The sequence below is a fragment of the Vibrio sp. CJQ_6 genome (assembly GCF_043106745.1).
Classification (GTDB): Bacteria; Pseudomonadota; Gammaproteobacteria; order Enterobacterales; family Vibrionaceae; genus Vibrio; species Vibrio furnissii.
Genome location: NZ_JBICMV010000008.1, coordinates 245,648 through 261,425 on the forward strand (window position 1 = coordinate 245,648; position 15,778 = coordinate 261,425).

General features: G+C 51.2%; 18 protein-coding genes. 16 read left to right on the forward strand and 2 right to left on the reverse strand.

The window, feature by feature from the left end:
* The first annotated feature begins 8 nt into the window (after positions 1–8).
* The 16 genes from ACF8PK_RS03375 to ACF8PK_RS03450 all read left to right on the forward strand — a co-directional run bounded on the left by ACF8PK_RS03375 (position 9) and on the right by ACF8PK_RS03450 (position 14,331).
* Positions 9–2,294 (forward strand): chemotaxis protein CheA, encoded by a 2,286-nt coding sequence (locus ACF8PK_RS03375; protein ID WP_014204644.1) that lies wholly within the window; start codon positions 9–11, stop codon positions 2,292–2,294.
* A 25-nt stretch (positions 2,295–2,319) separates the two neighbouring features.
* The gene (locus ACF8PK_RS03380; protein WP_004724533.1) at positions 2,320–3,450 is read left to right on the forward strand and encodes a chemotaxis response regulator protein-glutamate methylesterase; all 1,131 of its coding nucleotides are present in this window, start codon (positions 2,320–2,322) and stop codon (positions 3,448–3,450) included.
* 8 nt (positions 3,451–3,458) lie between these two features.
* Positions 3,459–4,235, forward strand: coding sequence for a ParA family protein (locus ACF8PK_RS03385; RefSeq protein WP_004724531.1), 777 nt, complete (start codon positions 3,459–3,461; stop codon positions 4,233–4,235).
* A complete protein-coding gene (locus tag ACF8PK_RS03390; protein WP_392440056.1) occupies positions 4,228–5,217 on the forward strand; it encodes a chemotaxis protein CheW in 990 nt (329 codons plus the stop codon). Before ACF8PK_RS03385 ends, ACF8PK_RS03390 begins: the two co-directional genes overlap by 8 nt.
* A 38-nt stretch (positions 5,218–5,255) precedes the next feature.
* Positions 5,256–5,750: a chemotaxis protein CheW gene (locus tag ACF8PK_RS03395; RefSeq protein ID WP_004724527.1), complete on the forward strand. Its 495-nt coding sequence runs from the start codon at positions 5,256–5,258 to the stop codon at positions 5,748–5,750.
* Positions 5,750–6,259, forward strand: coding sequence for a DUF2802 domain-containing protein (locus tag ACF8PK_RS03400; RefSeq protein WP_004724525.1), 510 nt, complete (start codon positions 5,750–5,752; stop codon positions 6,257–6,259). Before ACF8PK_RS03395 ends, ACF8PK_RS03400 begins: the two co-directional genes overlap by 1 nt.
* Positions 6,260–6,474: 215 nt before the next feature.
* Positions 6,475–7,095, forward strand: coding sequence for a cytochrome c biogenesis heme-transporting ATPase CcmA (gene ccmA, locus ACF8PK_RS03405; RefSeq protein WP_014204646.1), 621 nt, complete (start codon positions 6,475–6,477; stop codon positions 7,093–7,095).
* Positions 7,095–7,763, forward strand: a complete 669-nt coding sequence (gene ccmB, locus ACF8PK_RS03410) for a heme exporter protein CcmB (protein WP_004724522.1) — start codon at positions 7,095–7,097, stop codon at positions 7,761–7,763. The genes ccmA and ccmB overlap by 1 nt, the downstream gene beginning before the upstream one ends.
* Before the next feature lie 92 nt (positions 7,764–7,855).
* Positions 7,856–8,602, forward strand: coding sequence for a heme ABC transporter permease (locus ACF8PK_RS03415; protein ID WP_004724520.1), 747 nt, complete (start codon positions 7,856–7,858; stop codon positions 8,600–8,602).
* A 1-nt stretch (position 8,603) separates the two neighbouring features.
* Positions 8,604–8,810, forward strand: coding sequence for a heme exporter protein CcmD (ccmD, locus tag ACF8PK_RS03420; RefSeq protein ID WP_004724518.1), 207 nt, complete (start codon positions 8,604–8,606; stop codon positions 8,808–8,810).
* Positions 8,807–9,289 carry a cytochrome c maturation protein CcmE gene (ccmE, locus tag ACF8PK_RS03425; protein WP_004724517.1) on the forward strand — a complete coding sequence of 161 codons (483 nt, stop codon included), beginning with the start codon at positions 8,807–8,809 and terminating at the stop codon, positions 9,287–9,289. Before ccmD ends, ccmE begins: the two co-directional genes overlap by 4 nt.
* Positions 9,286–11,241 carry a heme lyase CcmF/NrfE family subunit gene (locus tag ACF8PK_RS03430; RefSeq protein WP_392440060.1) on the forward strand — a complete coding sequence of 652 codons (1,956 nt, stop codon included), beginning with the start codon at positions 9,286–9,288 and terminating at the stop codon, positions 11,239–11,241. The genes ccmE and ACF8PK_RS03430 overlap by 4 nt, the downstream gene beginning before the upstream one ends.
* A 3-nt stretch (positions 11,242–11,244) precedes the next feature.
* Complete coding sequence (locus ACF8PK_RS03435) at positions 11,245–11,799, forward strand: DsbE family thiol:disulfide interchange protein (protein ID WP_004724515.1); 555 nt, start codon at positions 11,245–11,247, stop codon at positions 11,797–11,799.
* Positions 11,796–12,281: a cytochrome c-type biogenesis protein gene (locus ACF8PK_RS03440; protein ID WP_004724512.1), complete on the forward strand. Its 486-nt coding sequence runs from the start codon at positions 11,796–11,798 to the stop codon at positions 12,279–12,281. Before ACF8PK_RS03435 ends, ACF8PK_RS03440 begins: the two co-directional genes overlap by 4 nt.
* The gene (gene ccmI, locus ACF8PK_RS03445) at positions 12,278–13,501 is read left to right on the forward strand and encodes a c-type cytochrome biogenesis protein CcmI (protein ID WP_392440062.1); all 1,224 of its coding nucleotides are present in this window, start codon (positions 12,278–12,280) and stop codon (positions 13,499–13,501) included. The genes ACF8PK_RS03440 and ccmI overlap by 4 nt, the downstream gene beginning before the upstream one ends.
* 74 nt (positions 13,502–13,575) lie before the next feature.
* The gene (locus ACF8PK_RS03450) at positions 13,576–14,331 is read left to right on the forward strand and encodes a VacJ family lipoprotein (RefSeq protein ID WP_392440064.1); all 756 of its coding nucleotides are present in this window, start codon (positions 13,576–13,578) and stop codon (positions 14,329–14,331) included.
* Positions 14,332–14,353: 22 nt separating this feature from the next.
* Here the strand turns inward: ACF8PK_RS03450 and ACF8PK_RS03455 are convergent, their stop codons facing one another.
* Both ACF8PK_RS03455 and ACF8PK_RS03460 read right to left on the reverse strand, forming a co-directional pair.
* Entirely contained in the window at positions 14,354–15,022 is a 669-nt protein-coding gene (locus ACF8PK_RS03455) for an SDR family oxidoreductase (RefSeq protein WP_158140377.1), read from the reverse strand.
* A 194-nt stretch (positions 15,023–15,216) separates the two neighbouring features.
* Complete coding sequence (locus tag ACF8PK_RS03460; protein WP_238820965.1) at positions 15,217–15,720, reverse strand: VC2046/SO_2500 family protein; 504 nt, start codon at positions 15,718–15,720, stop codon at positions 15,217–15,219.
* Between the last annotated feature and the right edge of the window lie 58 nt (positions 15,721–15,778).

Sequence of the window (15,778 nt, forward strand, 5' to 3'; positions counted from 1 at the left end):
GGTAACGTATGAGCTACGATTTAGACGAAGACATTCTTCAGGACTTTTTGGTTGAAGCGGGTGAAATTCTCGAACTGCTGTCTGAACAGCTAGTCGAGTTAGAGAATAATCCAGAAGACCGAGACCTTTTAAACGCGATTTTCCGCGGTTTTCATACCGTGAAAGGCGGTGCAGGTTTCTTATCTCTGACTGAACTGGTAGAAACGTGCCACGGTGCCGAGAACGTGTTCGATATTTTGCGAAACGGTCAACGCAGCGTGTCTCCTCGTTTGATGGATACCATGCTGCGTGCGCTGGATACCGTCAACGAACAGTTCCGTGCAGTCCAAGAGCATGAACCGCTTGAAGCGGCAGATCCCGAGTTGCTTGAAGAGCTTCATCAACTGTGCCGACCTGAATCTGAAGACAACGATGACGTTGAAGAAACCGTTGCTGAAGAGATGGTGATCGAAGACGTGATTGAAGAAGTTGAGTCTGAATTGGCTGATATTGCCCCTGCCGAACCCGTCAGCGCCGTTGAGGCCGATTCGATCGATGACATTACCGAAGACGAGTTTGAGAAACTGCTCGACGAGCTGCATGGCAAAGGCCGCGCTCCGGGCGCAGATGCTCAAGCGGCAGCACCCGCTGCGCCAACACAACCGACGCCAGCACCGGCAAGTAGCGATGCAAGCGGCGACATTACCGATGACGAGTTCGAACGTCTTCTGGATGAGCTGCATGGCAAAGGCAAAGGGCCGTCACTGAATGCGCCAGAGACACCGCCAACGCCTCAAGCGCCAACACCGAAAGCACCTGCAGCTAAAGCACCTTCTGCCGGTTCAGACAGCGATTTGATGACCGACGAAGAGTTTGAAAAACTGCTTGATGAACTGCACGGTGCGGGTAAAGGTCCTTCTCCGGAAGAGCTAGATATGGCGACTCGCCCAGTCAGCGAGAACCCGGCTTCAGCGCCAGCGCCAAAAGCATCTGCACCGAAAGCACCTGCGGCAAAACCTGCAGCACAAAGCACCCCTAAAGTTGCACCCGCGAAAGCAGCGCCGACACCGAAAGTGGTGGACGAGCCTGCTGAAAAACGTGAAGTGGCAGCGGCTGGTGGTGCGAAGAAACCGCAAGCGGAAGCCACCGTACGTGTGGACACCTCAACGCTGGATACCATCATGAACATGGTGGGTGAGCTGGTTCTGGTGCGGAACCGACTGCTGAGCTTGGGCCTCAACAGCAACGACGAAGAAATGTCAAAAGCGGTTGCAAACTTGGATGTGGTCACGGCGGACTTGCAAGGCGCGGTGATGAAAACCCGCATGCAACCGATCAAGAAAGTGTTTGGCCGTTTCCCGCGCGTGGTTCGTGACTTGGCGCGTAACTTGAAAAAAGACATCGTGCTGGAAATGCGCGGTGAAGAAACCGACTTGGATAAAAACTTGGTTGAGGCGCTGGCGGATCCATTGATCCACTTGGTGCGTAACTCTGTCGACCACGGTATTGAAATGCCGGATGACCGCGTCAAAGCGGGTAAACCGCGTACCGGTAAAGTGATTCTTTCTGCGTCGCAGGAAGGGGATCATATCGAACTGGCGATCGTCGATGATGGCGGCGGTATGGATCCGAATAAGCTGCGTGGTATTGCGGTGAAACGCGGCATGATGGATGAAGATGCGGCAGCGCGTCTGTCTGACAAAGAGTGTTTCAATCTTATCTTTGCGCCGGGTTTCTCCAGTAAAGAAAAAATCTCGGATATCTCGGGTCGTGGTGTGGGCATGGACGTGGTGAAAACTGCGATCAACACGCTCAACGGTTCGATTGATATCGACTCTGAATTAGGGAAAGGCACCAAGATCACGATTAAAGTGCCGTTGACACTGGCCATTCTGCCAACCTTGATGGTAGGCGTTGCCGGTCACCCATTTGCGCTGCCATTGGCAAGCGTGAACGAAATTTTCCATTTGGATTTGAGCCGCACCAACGTGGTGGATGGTCAGCTAACGATCATCGTTCGTGACAAATCGATTCCGCTATTCTATCTGCAAAACTGGCTCGCGCCACAGGCAGGTCGAGTGGAAGCGCGTAAAGGTCATGGCCACGTGGTTATCGTACAGATCGGTAGCCAACGTGTCGGTTTCGTGGTTGATGCACTGATTGGTCAGGAAGAGGTGGTGATCAAGCCGCTGGACAAACTGCTGCAAGGCACGCCAGGTATGGCGGGCGCAACCATTACCAGTGATGGTCATATCGCACTCATTCTGGATGTGCCTGATTTGCTCAAGCAGTACGCTGCGGCATCGCGAATCTAGTTGACCACCCAAGATAAGGATAACTATGGCGATTAAAGTATTAGTTGTTGATGATTCAAGCTTCTTCAGACGCCGTGTGAGTGAAATCATTAACTCCGAATCGCGTTTAGAAGTGATTGATGTCGCGACTAACGGCAGAGAGGCGGTGGATAAAGCCCAGCGCCTCAAACCCGATGTCATTACGATGGATATTGAGATGCCTGTGATGGACGGCATTAGCGCCGTTCGTGAAATCATGGCCGCCAATCCGACGCCAATTTTGATGTTCTCATCCCTGACGCACGATGGCGCGAAAGCGACCCTGGATGCGTTGGACGCTGGTGCGCTGGATTTCTTACCGAAAAAATTTGAAGACATAGCTCGTAACCGCGATGAAGCGGTGTCGCTGCTGCAACAACGTGTCATTCAAATCGCGTCAAAGAAAGCGTTTATGCGTCGCCCGGTCGTCTCACGTCCGGCGACCTCATCACCAACGCCAGCATCGCCATCGAGCTTGCTTAACCGCACGTCTTCATCCACGTCGTCGTTGACTCAAAGTCGCCCCGTCGTGGCATCGGCTCGTTTTAAAGCCAGTGGTAAGAAGTATCAATTGACGGCAATTGGCACCTCAACCGGTGGTCCGGTGGCGCTGCAAAAAATTCTGACCAAGTTGCCGGCCAATTATCCTCACCCGATCGTGCTGATTCAGCATATGCCAGCGACATTTACGGCCGCGTTTGCTAGCCGTTTGAATTCGCTGTGCAAGATCCAAGTGAAAGAAGCCGAAGACGGTGACGTGTTGCGTCCGGGCGTGGCGTATCTTGCGCCGGGTGGCAAGCAAATGATGTTGGAAGGTCGCCCTGGTGCGGCAAAGCTGCGCATTATCGATGGCGGCGAACGCATGAACTACAAACCGTGCGTGGATGTGACCTTTGGTTCGGCATCAAAAATTTACGGCGACAAAGTACTATCGATGGTGTTGACCGGCATGGGTGCCGATGGCCGTGAAGGCGCGCGTATGCTGAAAAATGCAGGCGCCACGATTTGGGCCCAAGACGAAGACAGTTGCGTGGTGTATGGCATGCCACAAGCGGTCGCGAAAGCCGGCATCTCAAGCGAAGATTTACCGTTGGACCGCATCGCTGAGCGCATGTTGGTCGAAGTGGGCTTGGCCTGAGGAGCGCTATGATTGTTTGGAGTGTAGCCAACCAAAAAGGCGGCGTCGGTAAAACCACAACCACCATCACATTGGCGGGTTTGTTGAGTAAGCAAGGCAAGCGTGTGTTGTTGGTGGACACCGATCCCCATGCGTCGCTGACCACCTATCTGGGGTATGACTCCGATAGTGTGCCTGCGAGCCTGTTTGATCTGTTTCAACTGCGTGAATATACCGAACACACGGTGGAGCCTCTGATTCTGCGTACCGATGTGGAAGGCATTGACCTGATTCCAGCGCACATGTCGCTGGCAACGTTGGATCGCGTGATGGGCAACCGCAGCGGCATGGGGTTGATCCTCAAACGCGCGTTGCTGGCTTTGCGTCAGCGCTACGATTACGTGTTGATTGACTGCCCGCCGATTCTTGGTGTGATGATGGTGAATGCGCTCGCTGCAAGTGACCGTATTTTGATTCCCGTACAAACCGAGTTTCTGGCGATGAAAGGCTTGGAGCGCATGGTGCGTACGTTGGCCATTATGCAGAAATCGCGCAACCGAGAATTCAAGGTCACCATTGTCCCGACGATGTACGATAAACGAACTCGCGCATCATTGCAGACATTAAATCAGTTGAAGAAAGATTATCCGGAGCAGGTATGGACCTCGGCGGTGCCGATTGATACCAAATTCCGGGACGCGAGTTTGAAACGTTTACCCGCATCCCATTTTGCGGAAGGTAGCCGGGGTGTGTTTGCGTACAAGCAATTACTGCTGTTTTTAGAGAGGCTTGCTATCAATGAGTAGCCCGTTGCTGTCGAGTGAACAAGCGCTAGATGATTACTTCACCGCTCTGCTTGATGAGGAGCTGGGTGAAGAGGAGCTTGCGCCGCAACCACAGCCCGAGTCAGAGCCTGCACTGGAACCGATGTTGCAATCGGTGCCAGAAAAGAGTTATTTCGAACAAGAACTCGAAGAGATTGAACTGCCGAATCTGGATGACGTTCAGCGTTTGCTGAGCCAGCTGGAAAACAGCAACCCAGTGGCGGAGCTGGATCTCGAAGAGGTGATGGAACAAAACACCATCGAGATTGCACAGCATCTGGATGTGGCCGACGTCGTGGACGAAATTCAGGAATGGGATATTGAGCCTGTTGCTGAGGTGATGACAGACGTCGTTGCACATGAGCCGCTCGTCGACACCGTTGAACGGGTTGAACCGGACGTGGTGACGTTGGAACCCACGTTGGATGAAGGGGTTGCTGAGCCTGAAGTTGAGCAAGCTCCTCAAACGCAAACCGGTGGTTTTGACCTAGGACATTGGGACAATTCGGTTCGCAATGAAGCCTTTCAAGTGCTCTACTTTGATGTCAATGGCGTGACCTTTGCTGTGCCATTGGACGAACTGGGTGGAATTCATCGCAAGAGCAGCCTCAATCACCTGATTGGTCGCCCGAGGTGGTATTTAGGCTTACAAACCAACCGCGACGCGCAGTTGGACGTGGTGGATACTGCCAAATGGGTGATGGCTGAAAAGCTGCGTGACGAGAGCTACAAAGACGATTATCAATACATCGTCATGTTAGGCGAAAGTTTATGGGGCTTGGCGTGTACCAAGCTGCTGGGCACGGAGCTGCTCAATAGTGAAAAAGTTCGCTGGCGTGAGCAGGTGGGTAAACGCCCATGGCTGGCCGGAATGGTTAAAGAAAAAATGTGCGCATTGATCCATGTTCAAGCATTGATAGCTATGCTTAACGCAGGTCTTGATGTAAAAGCACTCGATAAATAACACATTTTTTGTCGGATACGACTTAGAGAGGAAAAGGTATGTCTCAAGCGAACGAAGTTGAAGTGAGAAAAGAACACTCTAACGACGAAGTGCTTCAGTGGGTGACGTTCCAACTAGAAGAAGAAACGTACGGCATCAACGTGATGCAAGTGCGTGAAGTGCTGCGTTACACTGAAATTGCACCAGTTCCCGGTGCGCCAGACTACGTGCTGGGGATCATCAACCTACGTGGTAACGTGGTTACCGTGATCGACACGCGTTCTCGTTTTGGTTTGATGCAAGGTGAGATCACCGATAACACCCGTATCATCGTGATTGAGTCAGAACGCCAAGTGATCGGTATTCTGGTCGACAGCGTCGCGGAAGTGGTTTACCTGCGTTCTTCTGAAATCGATACCACACCAAGCGTGGGCACCGATGAAAGCTCGAAATTCATTCAGGGCGTGAGCAACCGCGATGGCAAACTACTGATTCTGGTTGACCTGAACAAGCTGCTGACCGATGAAGAATGGGATGAAATGGCTCATCTGTAATGGGTGACATTCTTTGGCTAACGCCGCCTGTGATTGCAGGGGGCAGTGCACTGGTTGTCTTGCTGCTGTTGCTGGCGTTGTTTCGTCTGCGCCGCAGTCAGTCAAAGCAGACCGATTATTTTCGTCAGCAGGTTCGTCATCTCGACAAAGAACTGCAAAAAGCCAATAAACAGGTGTTGGAAGTTCGCTCTGTGATGGTCGGATTAGGGCAAAAAGTGTCGGAGCAACAAGACATTATTTTGCACCTCAACGAGCGTTTGAAAGAGCTGGAAAATGCCGATACTGATGGCCGTTTGTACAGCCGAGCCTCGAAGATGGTGAAACTGGGTGCCGACATCAATGAATTGATTGAAGAGTGCGAATTACCGAAAGCGGAAGCCGAGCTCATGCTATCGCTACAGAAAAAACTGTCCGGTAAAGAGGCGATTCCGCCACTGACGAGCCATCCCGAGCGAAAAGCCGCTGCGGCTGCTGGGGCGAAAAGGCCGGTGAGAAAACCGTCACGTTAATCGATTTTCATTTGTGAAAAAGGAAGCCAATGTGCTTCCTTTTTTTATGCGTGTAGGTTATGAATGAATGTAACTAAAAAGGGGTAGTTGCTTCAGAATATAATTAAAAATTAACAGTTTCTTACTTAGTTTCGTGACTCGTAATACCCTTACTCTATTTAGTCTCTTCTAGGGTGTGGTAATATAAGCGCCCCAAATTATTGATACAGAAGCTCATGCTGGAAGTAAAAAATCTCACTGCGATTCGTGATGAAAGAGTGTTATTTGAAGCGTTATCTTTCAACATTCAATCGGGGGAACTGGTTCAAATCGAAGGACGAAACGGCACCGGCAAGACAACGCTTTTACGCATTGTGACTGGGCTGGGTGACCGTGATGACGGTGAGATTCACTGGAACGGGGTGAACATCGAAGCGGACCGCGACAGTTATCACCACGATCTTCTGTTTCTTGGCCATCAGACCGGCATCAAACGGGAACTGACGGCATTGGAAAACTTGCGTTTTTATCAATCAATTCATACGACGGACTGTGACCAAGAGACCTTGTATCAAGCGTTGACTCAAGTGGGCTTGGCCGGACGTGAAGATGTGCCGGTGGGTCAGTTGTCTGCGGGTCAGCAACGCCGAGTTGCGCTCGCCCGTTTGTGGCTCAGTCGTCAAAAACTGTGGATTTTAGATGAGCCGCTCACGGCCATTGACAAGCAAGGGGTGAAAGTATTGGAAGCGCTGTTTCTAAAACATGCGGACCAAGGCGGCATCGTGGTGCTGACCACGCATCAGGACATGTTTGCGGACAACCCAAAACTGCGCAAGATTAAGTTGGGAGACGCTTGATGCTTTCAACCATGAGCACCATCATTCGTCGTGAACTGCTGATTGCGTTTCGTCGTCAGGCCGACATTTTCAACCCGCTGTGGTTTTTCATTATCGTGATCACCCTTTTCCCCCTCAGCATTGGCCCGGATCCGAGTCTATTGTCGCGCATTGCGCCTGGCATTGTCTGGGTGGCAGCGCTTTTGTCGGCATTGCTGTCTTTAGAGCGTCTGTTTCGTGATGACTACCAGGACGGTTCGCTGGAACAAATGATGTTGATGCCCGTGCCGTTACCGGTGGTGGTGATTTCAAAAGTATTGGCGCATTGGCTACTCACGGGGGTGCCACTGATTCTGATTAGTCCTCTGCTGGCGATTTTGTTGTCTTTGGACATGAACACTTGGTTGTCGGTGGTGCTGACACTGCTGCTTGGTACACCCACATTAAGCTTTATCGGTGCTATTGGTGTTGCCCTGACGGTGGGGTTGCAAAAAGGTGGGGTCCTGCTCAGTTTGCTGGTGCTGCCGCTCTACATCCCCATTTTGATCTTTGCGACTTCGGCGATTGATGCGGCATCGTTAGGCATGGCGTACAACGGGCAATTGGCGATTTTGGCGGCGATGTTTATGGGGGCATTGACCCTAACACCGTTTGCGATTGCTGCAGCGTTGCGCGTAAGTGTCAATTAATTGTGTTCGATCAAGCACGAAAAAATCTGGTTAGATAAATTGCAAACCGAACAATCGAGATTCGGTACTTGAAGTAAAAGTGAGAGTAAACAATGTGGAAATGGCTTCATCCCTATGCCAAACCAGAGTCGGCCTATCGCCTGTGCGGTAAGTTTCTGCCTTGGTTTGCGATTCTAGCTTTGTTGTGTTTATCCGCAGGTACGGTCTGGGGCCTTGCCTACGCGCCATCTGATTATCAACAGGGAGATAGTTTTCGTATCATCTACATCCATGTGCCCGCCGCGATTTGGTCGATGGGGGTGTATATGTCGATGGCTATCGCCGCGTTCATTGGCTTGGTATGGCAGGTCAAATTGTCGGATATGGCGGCGTCAGCCATGGCGCCTATTGGTGCGGTCTACACGTTTATCGCGTTGATTACAGGTGCGGTGTGGGGCAAGCCCATGTGGGGCACGTGGTGGGTGTGGGACGCCCGTTTGACTTCCGAGCTCATTCTTCTTTTCCTCTATCTCGGTGTGATTGCCCTTTATCATGCGTTTGACGATCAAAAAACCGCTGCGAAAGCCGCAGGTATTCTGGCGATTGTTGGCGTGATTAACCTACCAATCATTCACTATTCTGTGGAGTGGTGGAACACCCTACATCAGGGCGCAACCATCACTAAATTCGATAAACCTTCGATTTCAAGCGATATGCTGTGGCCGCTGTTACTGAACATTTTCGGTTTTGCCTTCTTCTTTGGCGCACTGACGATGATCCGTTTGCGCAATGAAATCATCAGTAAAGAGAGTCACCGCCCGTGGGTGATTCAATTGGCTAGCACGCGAAGAGGGAAATAGGATGCACTTTGAATCGATGAGCGATTTCTGGGCAATGGGAGGCTACGCGGCGTATGTGTGGAGCTCCTTTGGTATTACTTTCTTATCAATGTTGATTTTGTGGGTGGCGAGTGTTCGCCGCGGTCAAACGCTACTGACTGAAGTCCAGGCTAAGGTAGCGCGTCAGGCACGAATCGATGCAGCAAAAAATATGGAGAACACACTATGAATCCAAGACGCAAGAAGCGCCTCGGTATTGTGCTGGCGATTTTCATCGGCTTAGGTGCCACCATTGGTCTCGTGCTGTACGCACTCAATCAAAACATGGATCTGTTTTATACCCCCACTGAACTGGTGAACGGCAAAAATGGCCAGAAACCGGAAGTCGGCCAACGCTTGCGCATTGGCGGCATGGTGGAAGTGGGTTCTGTGAAACGTGACCCGAATTCTCTGAAAGTGAGCTTCCTGCTGCATGACACGGGCCCTTCGGTAACCGTGACATATGAAGGCATTCTTCCGGACCTATTCCGTGAAGGGCAGGGCATTGTGGCGCAAGGTGTGCTGAAAGATGCCACCACTGTGGAAGCGTTTGAAGTCTTGGCGAAGCATGATGAAGAGTACATGCCTCCTGAGATTGCGGAAGCGATGGAGAAAAATCATTCCCCCATGAGCTATTCACAAGACCAAATGCAAGGAAGTGCGAAATGATTGCGGAAATCGGTCACTTTGCGCTGATTTTGTCGCTGGCACTGGCAGTCTTGCTGAGTGTTTTGCCGCTGGTGGGCGCATCGAAAAATAACCACGTGTTGATGAATGCAGCGCGTCCGCTGTCGATCGGCATGTTCCTGATGTTGGCACTGTCGTTTGGCATTTTGCTGTGGGCGTTTTACAGCAATGACTTCACGCTGCAATACGTTGCCAGTAACTCCAACAGTCAATTACCTTGGTATTATCGCCTGACGGCTGTATGGGGCGCGCACGAAGGCTCCTTGCTGCTTTGGGTGTTGATTCAAGCGGCTTGGACGCTTGCGGTGGCGACATTGAGCCGTGGCATGCCGCAAGAATCCGTGGCGCGCGTGTTGGCCGTGATGGGCTTGATTAGCGTGGGCTTTCTGCTGTTTATCATCATCACGTCAAACCCATTCACACGTACCTTACCGTACTTCCCGGTTGATGGCCGCGATTTGAACCCATTGCTGCAAGACCCAGGCTTAATCATTCACCCGCCAATGCTCTACATGGGTTATGTGGGTTTCTCGGTGGCATTCTCATTTGCGATTGCGTCGTTGATGACTGGCCGTTTGGACACGGCGTGGGCGCGTTGGTCACGTCCATGGACCACCGCCGCGTGGCTATTTCTGACACTGGGAATCGCATTGGGCTCTTGGTGGGCATACTACGAACTAGGCTGGGGCGGCTGGTGGTTCTGGGATCCGGTCGAAAACGCGTCATTTATGCCTTGGTTGGCGGGCACCGCGTTGATGCACTCGCTGGCGGTGACTGAAAAACGCGGCACCTTCAAAGCGTGGACCGTTCTGCTGGCGATTTCGGCGTTCTCCTTGAGCTTACTGGGCACATTCCTTGTGCGTTCTGGCATTTTGGTGTCTGTTCACGCGTTTGCGTCGGACCCGGCGCGCGGCATGTTCATTCTGGCGTTTTTGGTGTTTGTAATCGGCGGCTCGCTGCTGCTGTTTGCGCTGAAAGGATCGTCTGTGCGTGTGCGTGGCAACTTTGAATTGGTGTCGCGTGAGAACGCGCTGCTGGCAAACAACGTGTTGTTGATTGCTGCGCTGGTCGTGGTGCTGATTGGTACGCTGTTACCCTTGGTGCATAAACAGTTGGGCTTGGGGTCTGTCTCGATTGGCGCCCCTTTCTTTAACACACTGTTTGCGTGGTTAATGGTGCCGTTTGCTTTCTTGTTGGGGATTGGACCGCTGATCCGTTGGAAGCGCGATAACCTGTCAAAATTGATTAAACCGATGCTGATTTCTGGCGTGATCTCCCTGCTGCTCGGTGCGCTGATTGTGCAACTGACCACCGAACATTTCAGTGCCATGGCCTACATGGGTTGGGTGATGGCGTTGTGGATTGTTTGCCTGCATGGCGTGGAGCTGTATGAGCGTGCCACGCATCGCCATACGTTCTTCGAAGGCATCGGAAAGCTGCAACGCAGTCATTGGTCAATGATGCTGGGCCACATGGGCTTGGCGGTGACCATCATCGGTATTGCGATGGTGCAAAACTACAGCATTGAACGTGACGTACGTTTAGCGCCAGGTGAGCACTTCAAGATGCAGCAGTACGAATTTTACTTCAAAGGATTACGTGACAAAGATGGCCCGAATTACGATGGCTATATCGCGGATTTTGAAATTACACACCACGGCAAATACCTCAACACCTTGCACGCGGAGAAACGCTTCTATCGCACGGCGCGTTCGATGATGACCGAAGCGGCGATTGATCGCGGTTTGACGCGCGATCTCTACATTGCGATGGGAGAGCGCCTCGATGACAACAATGCGTGGGCGGTTCGAATTTACTACAAACCGTTTGTTCGTTGGATTTGGGCTGGCGCACTGTTGATGGCCATTGGTGGCGCGTTGGCGATCAGTGATAAGCGTTACCGTTTCAGAAAAAACGCGCAGCAGGAGGCTTGATTGATGAATAAGAAGATTTTGTTTATTCCGCTGGCGGCGTTTCTGGCGTTAGTTGCCGTGTTTGCCACCCAACTGGTCAAAAACTCCGAAGGGGATGATCCAACCAAACTGGAATCGGTGTTGGTCGGTCAGGCCGTGCCGCAGTTTCGCCTGGAAGATTTAGTCGAACCCGGCAAACTTTATGACCAGTCGATTTTCAAAGGCGAACCGCTGCTGTTGAACGTTTGGGCCACTTGGTGTCCGACGTGTTATGCCGAGCACCAATACCTCAACCAATTGGCGGGTAAAGGCGTCAAAATCATTGGTATGAACTACAAAGATCAGCGTGATAAAGCGGTGACATGGCTCAACGATTTGGGGAACCCATACTTGATTAGTCTGTTCGATGGAAACGGTATGCTGGGCTTAGATCTCGGGGTTTACGGCGCGCCGGAAACTTTCCTCATCGATGCCAATGGCGTGATTCGTTATCGTCATGTGGGGGACGTCAACCCTCGCAACTGGCAAGACACACTCGAGCCACTCTATAACCAATTGTTGCAGGAGGCCAAACAATGAAGCGTTGGATACTCGCTGCGGCTGCCGCGTTGATGGTTTCTTTCACCGCCATGGCCGCCATTGATGTGTACGATTTTGAGTCGCCAGAGCAGGAAACTCAGTTTCAAGAACTCAGCAACACCTTGCGTTGCCCGAAATGTCAGAACAACTCCATTGCGGATTCGAATGCCGAACTGGCTAAAGATTTGCGACACAAAGTGTATGAGATGACCAAAGAAGGTAAATCGAAAAGCGAAATCGTTGATTACATGATTGCGCGTTACGGCAACTTTGTGACTTACAATCCGCCGTTTACGCTCAGTACAGCAATTTTGTGGTTGGCTCCGCTGTCCGTATTGCTGATTGGCTTTGGCGTGATTGTGATTCGTAGTCGTCGCAGTAAAGCGGCAACGGCCAGTACGCCGACCCAATGGGACACCGACAAAGAGGCGCGTTTGAAAGCGTTACTGGATGAAGACAAAGACGGAGATCAGCAATCATGACCTTATTTTGGATCTCAACGCTGATTTTGGTCGCGATTACCTGCGTTTTCGTTGCCATTCCGTTGATTCAGAAAAAAGCCAACAACGACACGGTGCTGCGTGATGAGCTGAATAAAGCGTTCTACAAAGACCGTTTGAATGAGCTCCAAGAAGAGACCGAAGAAGGTTTGGTGGACAATGAACAAGATTTGATCGCAGACCTCAAACAGTCGCTTCTGGATGACATTCCGGCACAAGAACAGGCGAAACAGCAGAGCTCGATTTCAACCATGGGGGTACTCATCCCATCGATCGCGCTGGTGGTTTTGTTGAGTTACGGTCTGTACGCTAAGTTTGGCAACTATACTAAAGTGGAACAGTGGCAACAGGTGAGTGCTAACTTACCGGAACTCACCCGTAAGTTAATGGCGCCGCAAGGTCAGGGTGTCGAGCTGTCGGATCAGGAGATGCAAGATCTAACATTGTCGCTGCGTACCCGCTTGTATTATCAACCCGAAGATTCCACCGGTTGGTTGTTGTTGGGCCGCATTGCGATGGCCAATCGTGACATGCAAACGGCCATTGGTGCCATGAAACATGCGTACGCGCTAGAGCCACAGGATGGCGACATTCAACTTGGCTACGCGCAGGCGCTGATGTTGTCTGATGATGAGATGGACCAAAATCAGGCGCGCGCCATTTTGAAACGTTTGTCTCAGCGCGACTATGTTGACTTGCGTGTCTACTCGCTATTGGCATTTGATGCGTTTGAGCGTGCTGATTACCCATCCGCCATCCAATATTGGGGCATGATGCAGCAAATGATCGGTCCGAACGATGGCCGTTATGACATGCTGACGCGCAGTATTGAGAGCGCCAAACGTAAGATGGGCGAGGTGGTTGTCGACGGTCAATCGGTACCGGTCACCATTTCATTAGCCAGCAACGTGACGTTGCCGAAAAATGCCGTTCTGATCGTCTCGATTCACACGGCGGATGGCGCACCGATGCCTGTAGCAGCCGCGCGTTACCCGCTGAGTAGTTTCCCTCGCACTGTGGTGTTGGATGATACCAACAGTATGATGCAAGGCCGTAAACTGTCGAGTCTGGATGCCTTGATGGTGCGTGTTCGCATCGATACCGATGGCAATGTGTCGACGAAAGACGGCGATTGGTACGGTGAAAGTCAGGCGGTTAAATTAGGTGAATCAGTTGAAGTTGTGATTGATAAACAGTATTAATAACCCTCCAACTGTTTCTTTCAATAAAACCAAAGGCCGATGAATATATCGGCCTTTGTCTATGGATTATAATAATGACGAGCCGCTTAGCACGGATTCTATCTCTTTGTATGATGCTGGTCTTGGTCGGGTGTAGCTCTGCACCAGACGATACAGCCAACGCAGATGCCAGCGTGAATGACCCGCTGGAAGGTTTCAACCGTACCATGTGGTCGCTTAACTACGACTATCTGGATCCTTACCTTGTTCGCCCAGTCTCGCTGGCATACGTCGATTATGTGCCATCGCCAGTACGCCGTGGTATTGCCAACTTTTTGTCTAACCTAGATGAACCCTCCAGCATGGTCAACAACCTTTTGATGGGCAATGGGAGTAAAGCGGTCGACCACTTCAACCGATTTTGGATTAACAGCACGCTCGGCTTACTTGGCTTAATCGACATTGCGTCGGAAGCGGGGATCACCAAACACGATGAGAAAGCATTCAGTGATGTTGCCGGGCATCATGGCGTCGGGAATGGCCCTTACGTGATGGTGCCGGGATATGGGCCGTATACGGTCAGAGAAACCACTGATGTGGTGGACGGTTTGTATGCACCACTTTCATACCTAAACATATGGGCGAGCATTGGTAAATGGGCGTTCGAAGGTATGGAAACTCGCGCGGCGTTGGTGCCACAAGAAGCGATGCTGGACAACTCGCCGGACCCTTATGCGCTGACGCGAGAGGTCTACTTGCAGCGTCAGGACTTCAAAGCAGAAATTGAGAAACAAGACTACAACGCTGCCGAGGAAGATTACCTCGACGACTACTTGGAAGAAGGTTTCTAATCCATGCTCGGCTTAACCACGGTTAAGCCGACATCACTCGCCCGCTAAAATACTCATTCGACACAATGTATTCTGTGTTACGAATCAGTTCATCATTCACGGCTGCCCAATGCTCGTGCTCGTCATTGGCTGAGATGATCGGCACCACGCCTCCGACGCGAATATTAAACGGCGTCAGCTCTTTCGCCCAGCTCTGGGTAAAGCCCGAGACCATCGACGTAGCGTTTTCAATCCCCGGCTTATCTTGCGGAGAGTTGTAAGACAACACATTGACGATCACCCCTTTGGTAGAGCGATGGCGCATGCGTTCCGAGCAAGCTTGACCGAAGGTAAACAGTGACGAGGCCATTAACGCCAGTTTCTGAATGAACAGCTCTGCGGGGCGATCATCCACCACAGAAGGGAGCGGCGCGTTGGGCCAGTTGTTGATCAGAACATCCGGAACACCTTGGTAGCGTATCTCGATCTCGTCGAGCATACCGTGAATGCTATTGAGCGAATAATCGCTCAGGTGATAGTGTTCCACGTCTTGGGAAATATGCCGACAACGGGTAAAAGTTTCAAGCAGACCTTGCTGGTTGGTATCACACAACACCACCTTTGCCCCTAAACGCGCAAAGTGAATGGCCAGTGTACTGCCTAATATTGAGCTTGCTGAAGTAATCAAAACAAGTGCACTTTCTATATTCATCGTGTGCCTGCCTTCTTGTGTTTATTATGTCATTTCATTATGAAACAGGTCAGCATAGGATGGTTGATTAGCTGTGAGTACGATGTGAATAACTTCAAATAACTTGGTTTGGTGGCCAAGGTGGGTATGATTTTTTTGCGCTATTTCACACTCTGGCGAAATCGAAGGTAAACCGTCGCAAATGTCGACAGTGATTATGCCTGTGCACGCAGTTGATCGTGACGCCAAGCCATGTTCAATTGCGGATAAAGATCTGATGGTAGGAGTGTTTTTGGCGTTTTCTGCGCTAAGTGACGACGCTCATGCCCCGACAGGTTTAGGTAAACCTCTTCCGGCAAATCTTGCGTATCTTCAGGGAGATAAGCCAAAACTTCAGGGGTAAGGTAGTGTGACAGTTTGGCGCTCGCCAAGCCGCCTTGATGAAACAGCTCAGCTTGTCTGGCTGAAATCTGGTAAGAACTTTGGTCACTGCGCAGCGTCTGAGGTGCTTGCAATTCAAAACGCTGACGCAGCACATCTTCCGTCGTCTCCACCTGCTCGATAGCTTCAACCGGTGTCGTATCGCGTACATCGTTAGAGAACAGCGCCAACATCAAAGAAAAGTCGGCACGACGCCCATGCAAAACCGCCTGGCTGATGCCAGTGCCGATCTGCAGTTCGTTGATCAAGCCTGCTTTATCTAAAGTATGTACGTGCATGATGTTCTCCGTTTGATGCTCTTGTAACGGCCAACAAGCCTAAAACTTTAGGGATTTC

Bases quoted from the DNA above. Each gene is read 5' to 3' on its own strand.
- ACF8PK_RS03375 (WP_014204644.1), top strand. From the start codon at position 9: ATGAGCTACGATTTAGACGAAGACATTCTTCAGGACTTTTTGGTTGAA.
- ACF8PK_RS03380 (WP_004724533.1), top strand. From the start codon at position 2,320: ATGGCGATTAAAGTATTAGTTGTTGATGATTCAAGCTTCTTCAGACGC.
- ACF8PK_RS03385 (WP_004724531.1), top strand. From the start codon at position 3,459: ATGATTGTTTGGAGTGTAGCCAACCAAAAAGGCGGCGTCGGTAAAACC.
- ACF8PK_RS03390 (WP_392440056.1), top strand. From the start codon at position 4,228: ATGAGTAGCCCGTTGCTGTCGAGTGAACAAGCGCTAGATGATTACTTC.
- ACF8PK_RS03395 (WP_004724527.1), top strand. From the start codon at position 5,256: ATGTCTCAAGCGAACGAAGTTGAAGTGAGAAAAGAACACTCTAACGAC.
- ACF8PK_RS03400 (WP_004724525.1), top strand. From the start codon at position 5,750: ATGGGTGACATTCTTTGGCTAACGCCGCCTGTGATTGCAGGGGGCAGT.
- ccmA (WP_014204646.1), top strand. From the start codon at position 6,475: ATGCTGGAAGTAAAAAATCTCACTGCGATTCGTGATGAAAGAGTGTTA.
- ccmB (WP_004724522.1), top strand. From the start codon at position 7,095: ATGCTTTCAACCATGAGCACCATCATTCGTCGTGAACTGCTGATTGCG.
- ACF8PK_RS03415 (WP_004724520.1), top strand. From the start codon at position 7,856: ATGTGGAAATGGCTTCATCCCTATGCCAAACCAGAGTCGGCCTATCGC.
- ccmD (WP_004724518.1), top strand. From the start codon at position 8,604: ATGCACTTTGAATCGATGAGCGATTTCTGGGCAATGGGAGGCTACGCG.
- ccmE (WP_004724517.1), top strand. From the start codon at position 8,807: ATGAATCCAAGACGCAAGAAGCGCCTCGGTATTGTGCTGGCGATTTTC.
- ACF8PK_RS03430 (WP_392440060.1), top strand. From the start codon at position 9,286: ATGATTGCGGAAATCGGTCACTTTGCGCTGATTTTGTCGCTGGCACTG.
- ACF8PK_RS03435 (WP_004724515.1), top strand. From the start codon at position 11,245: ATGAATAAGAAGATTTTGTTTATTCCGCTGGCGGCGTTTCTGGCGTTA.
- ACF8PK_RS03440 (WP_004724512.1), top strand. From the start codon at position 11,796: ATGAAGCGTTGGATACTCGCTGCGGCTGCCGCGTTGATGGTTTCTTTC.
- ccmI (WP_392440062.1), top strand. From the start codon at position 12,278: ATGACCTTATTTTGGATCTCAACGCTGATTTTGGTCGCGATTACCTGC.
- ACF8PK_RS03450 (WP_392440064.1), top strand. From the start codon at position 13,576: ATGACGAGCCGCTTAGCACGGATTCTATCTCTTTGTATGATGCTGGTC.
- ACF8PK_RS03455 (WP_158140377.1), bottom strand. From the start codon at position 15,022: ATGAATATAGAAAGTGCACTTGTTTTGATTACTTCAGCAAGCTCAATA.
- ACF8PK_RS03460 (WP_238820965.1), bottom strand. From the start codon at position 15,720: ATGCACGTACATACTTTAGATAAAGCAGGCTTGATCAACGAACTGCAG.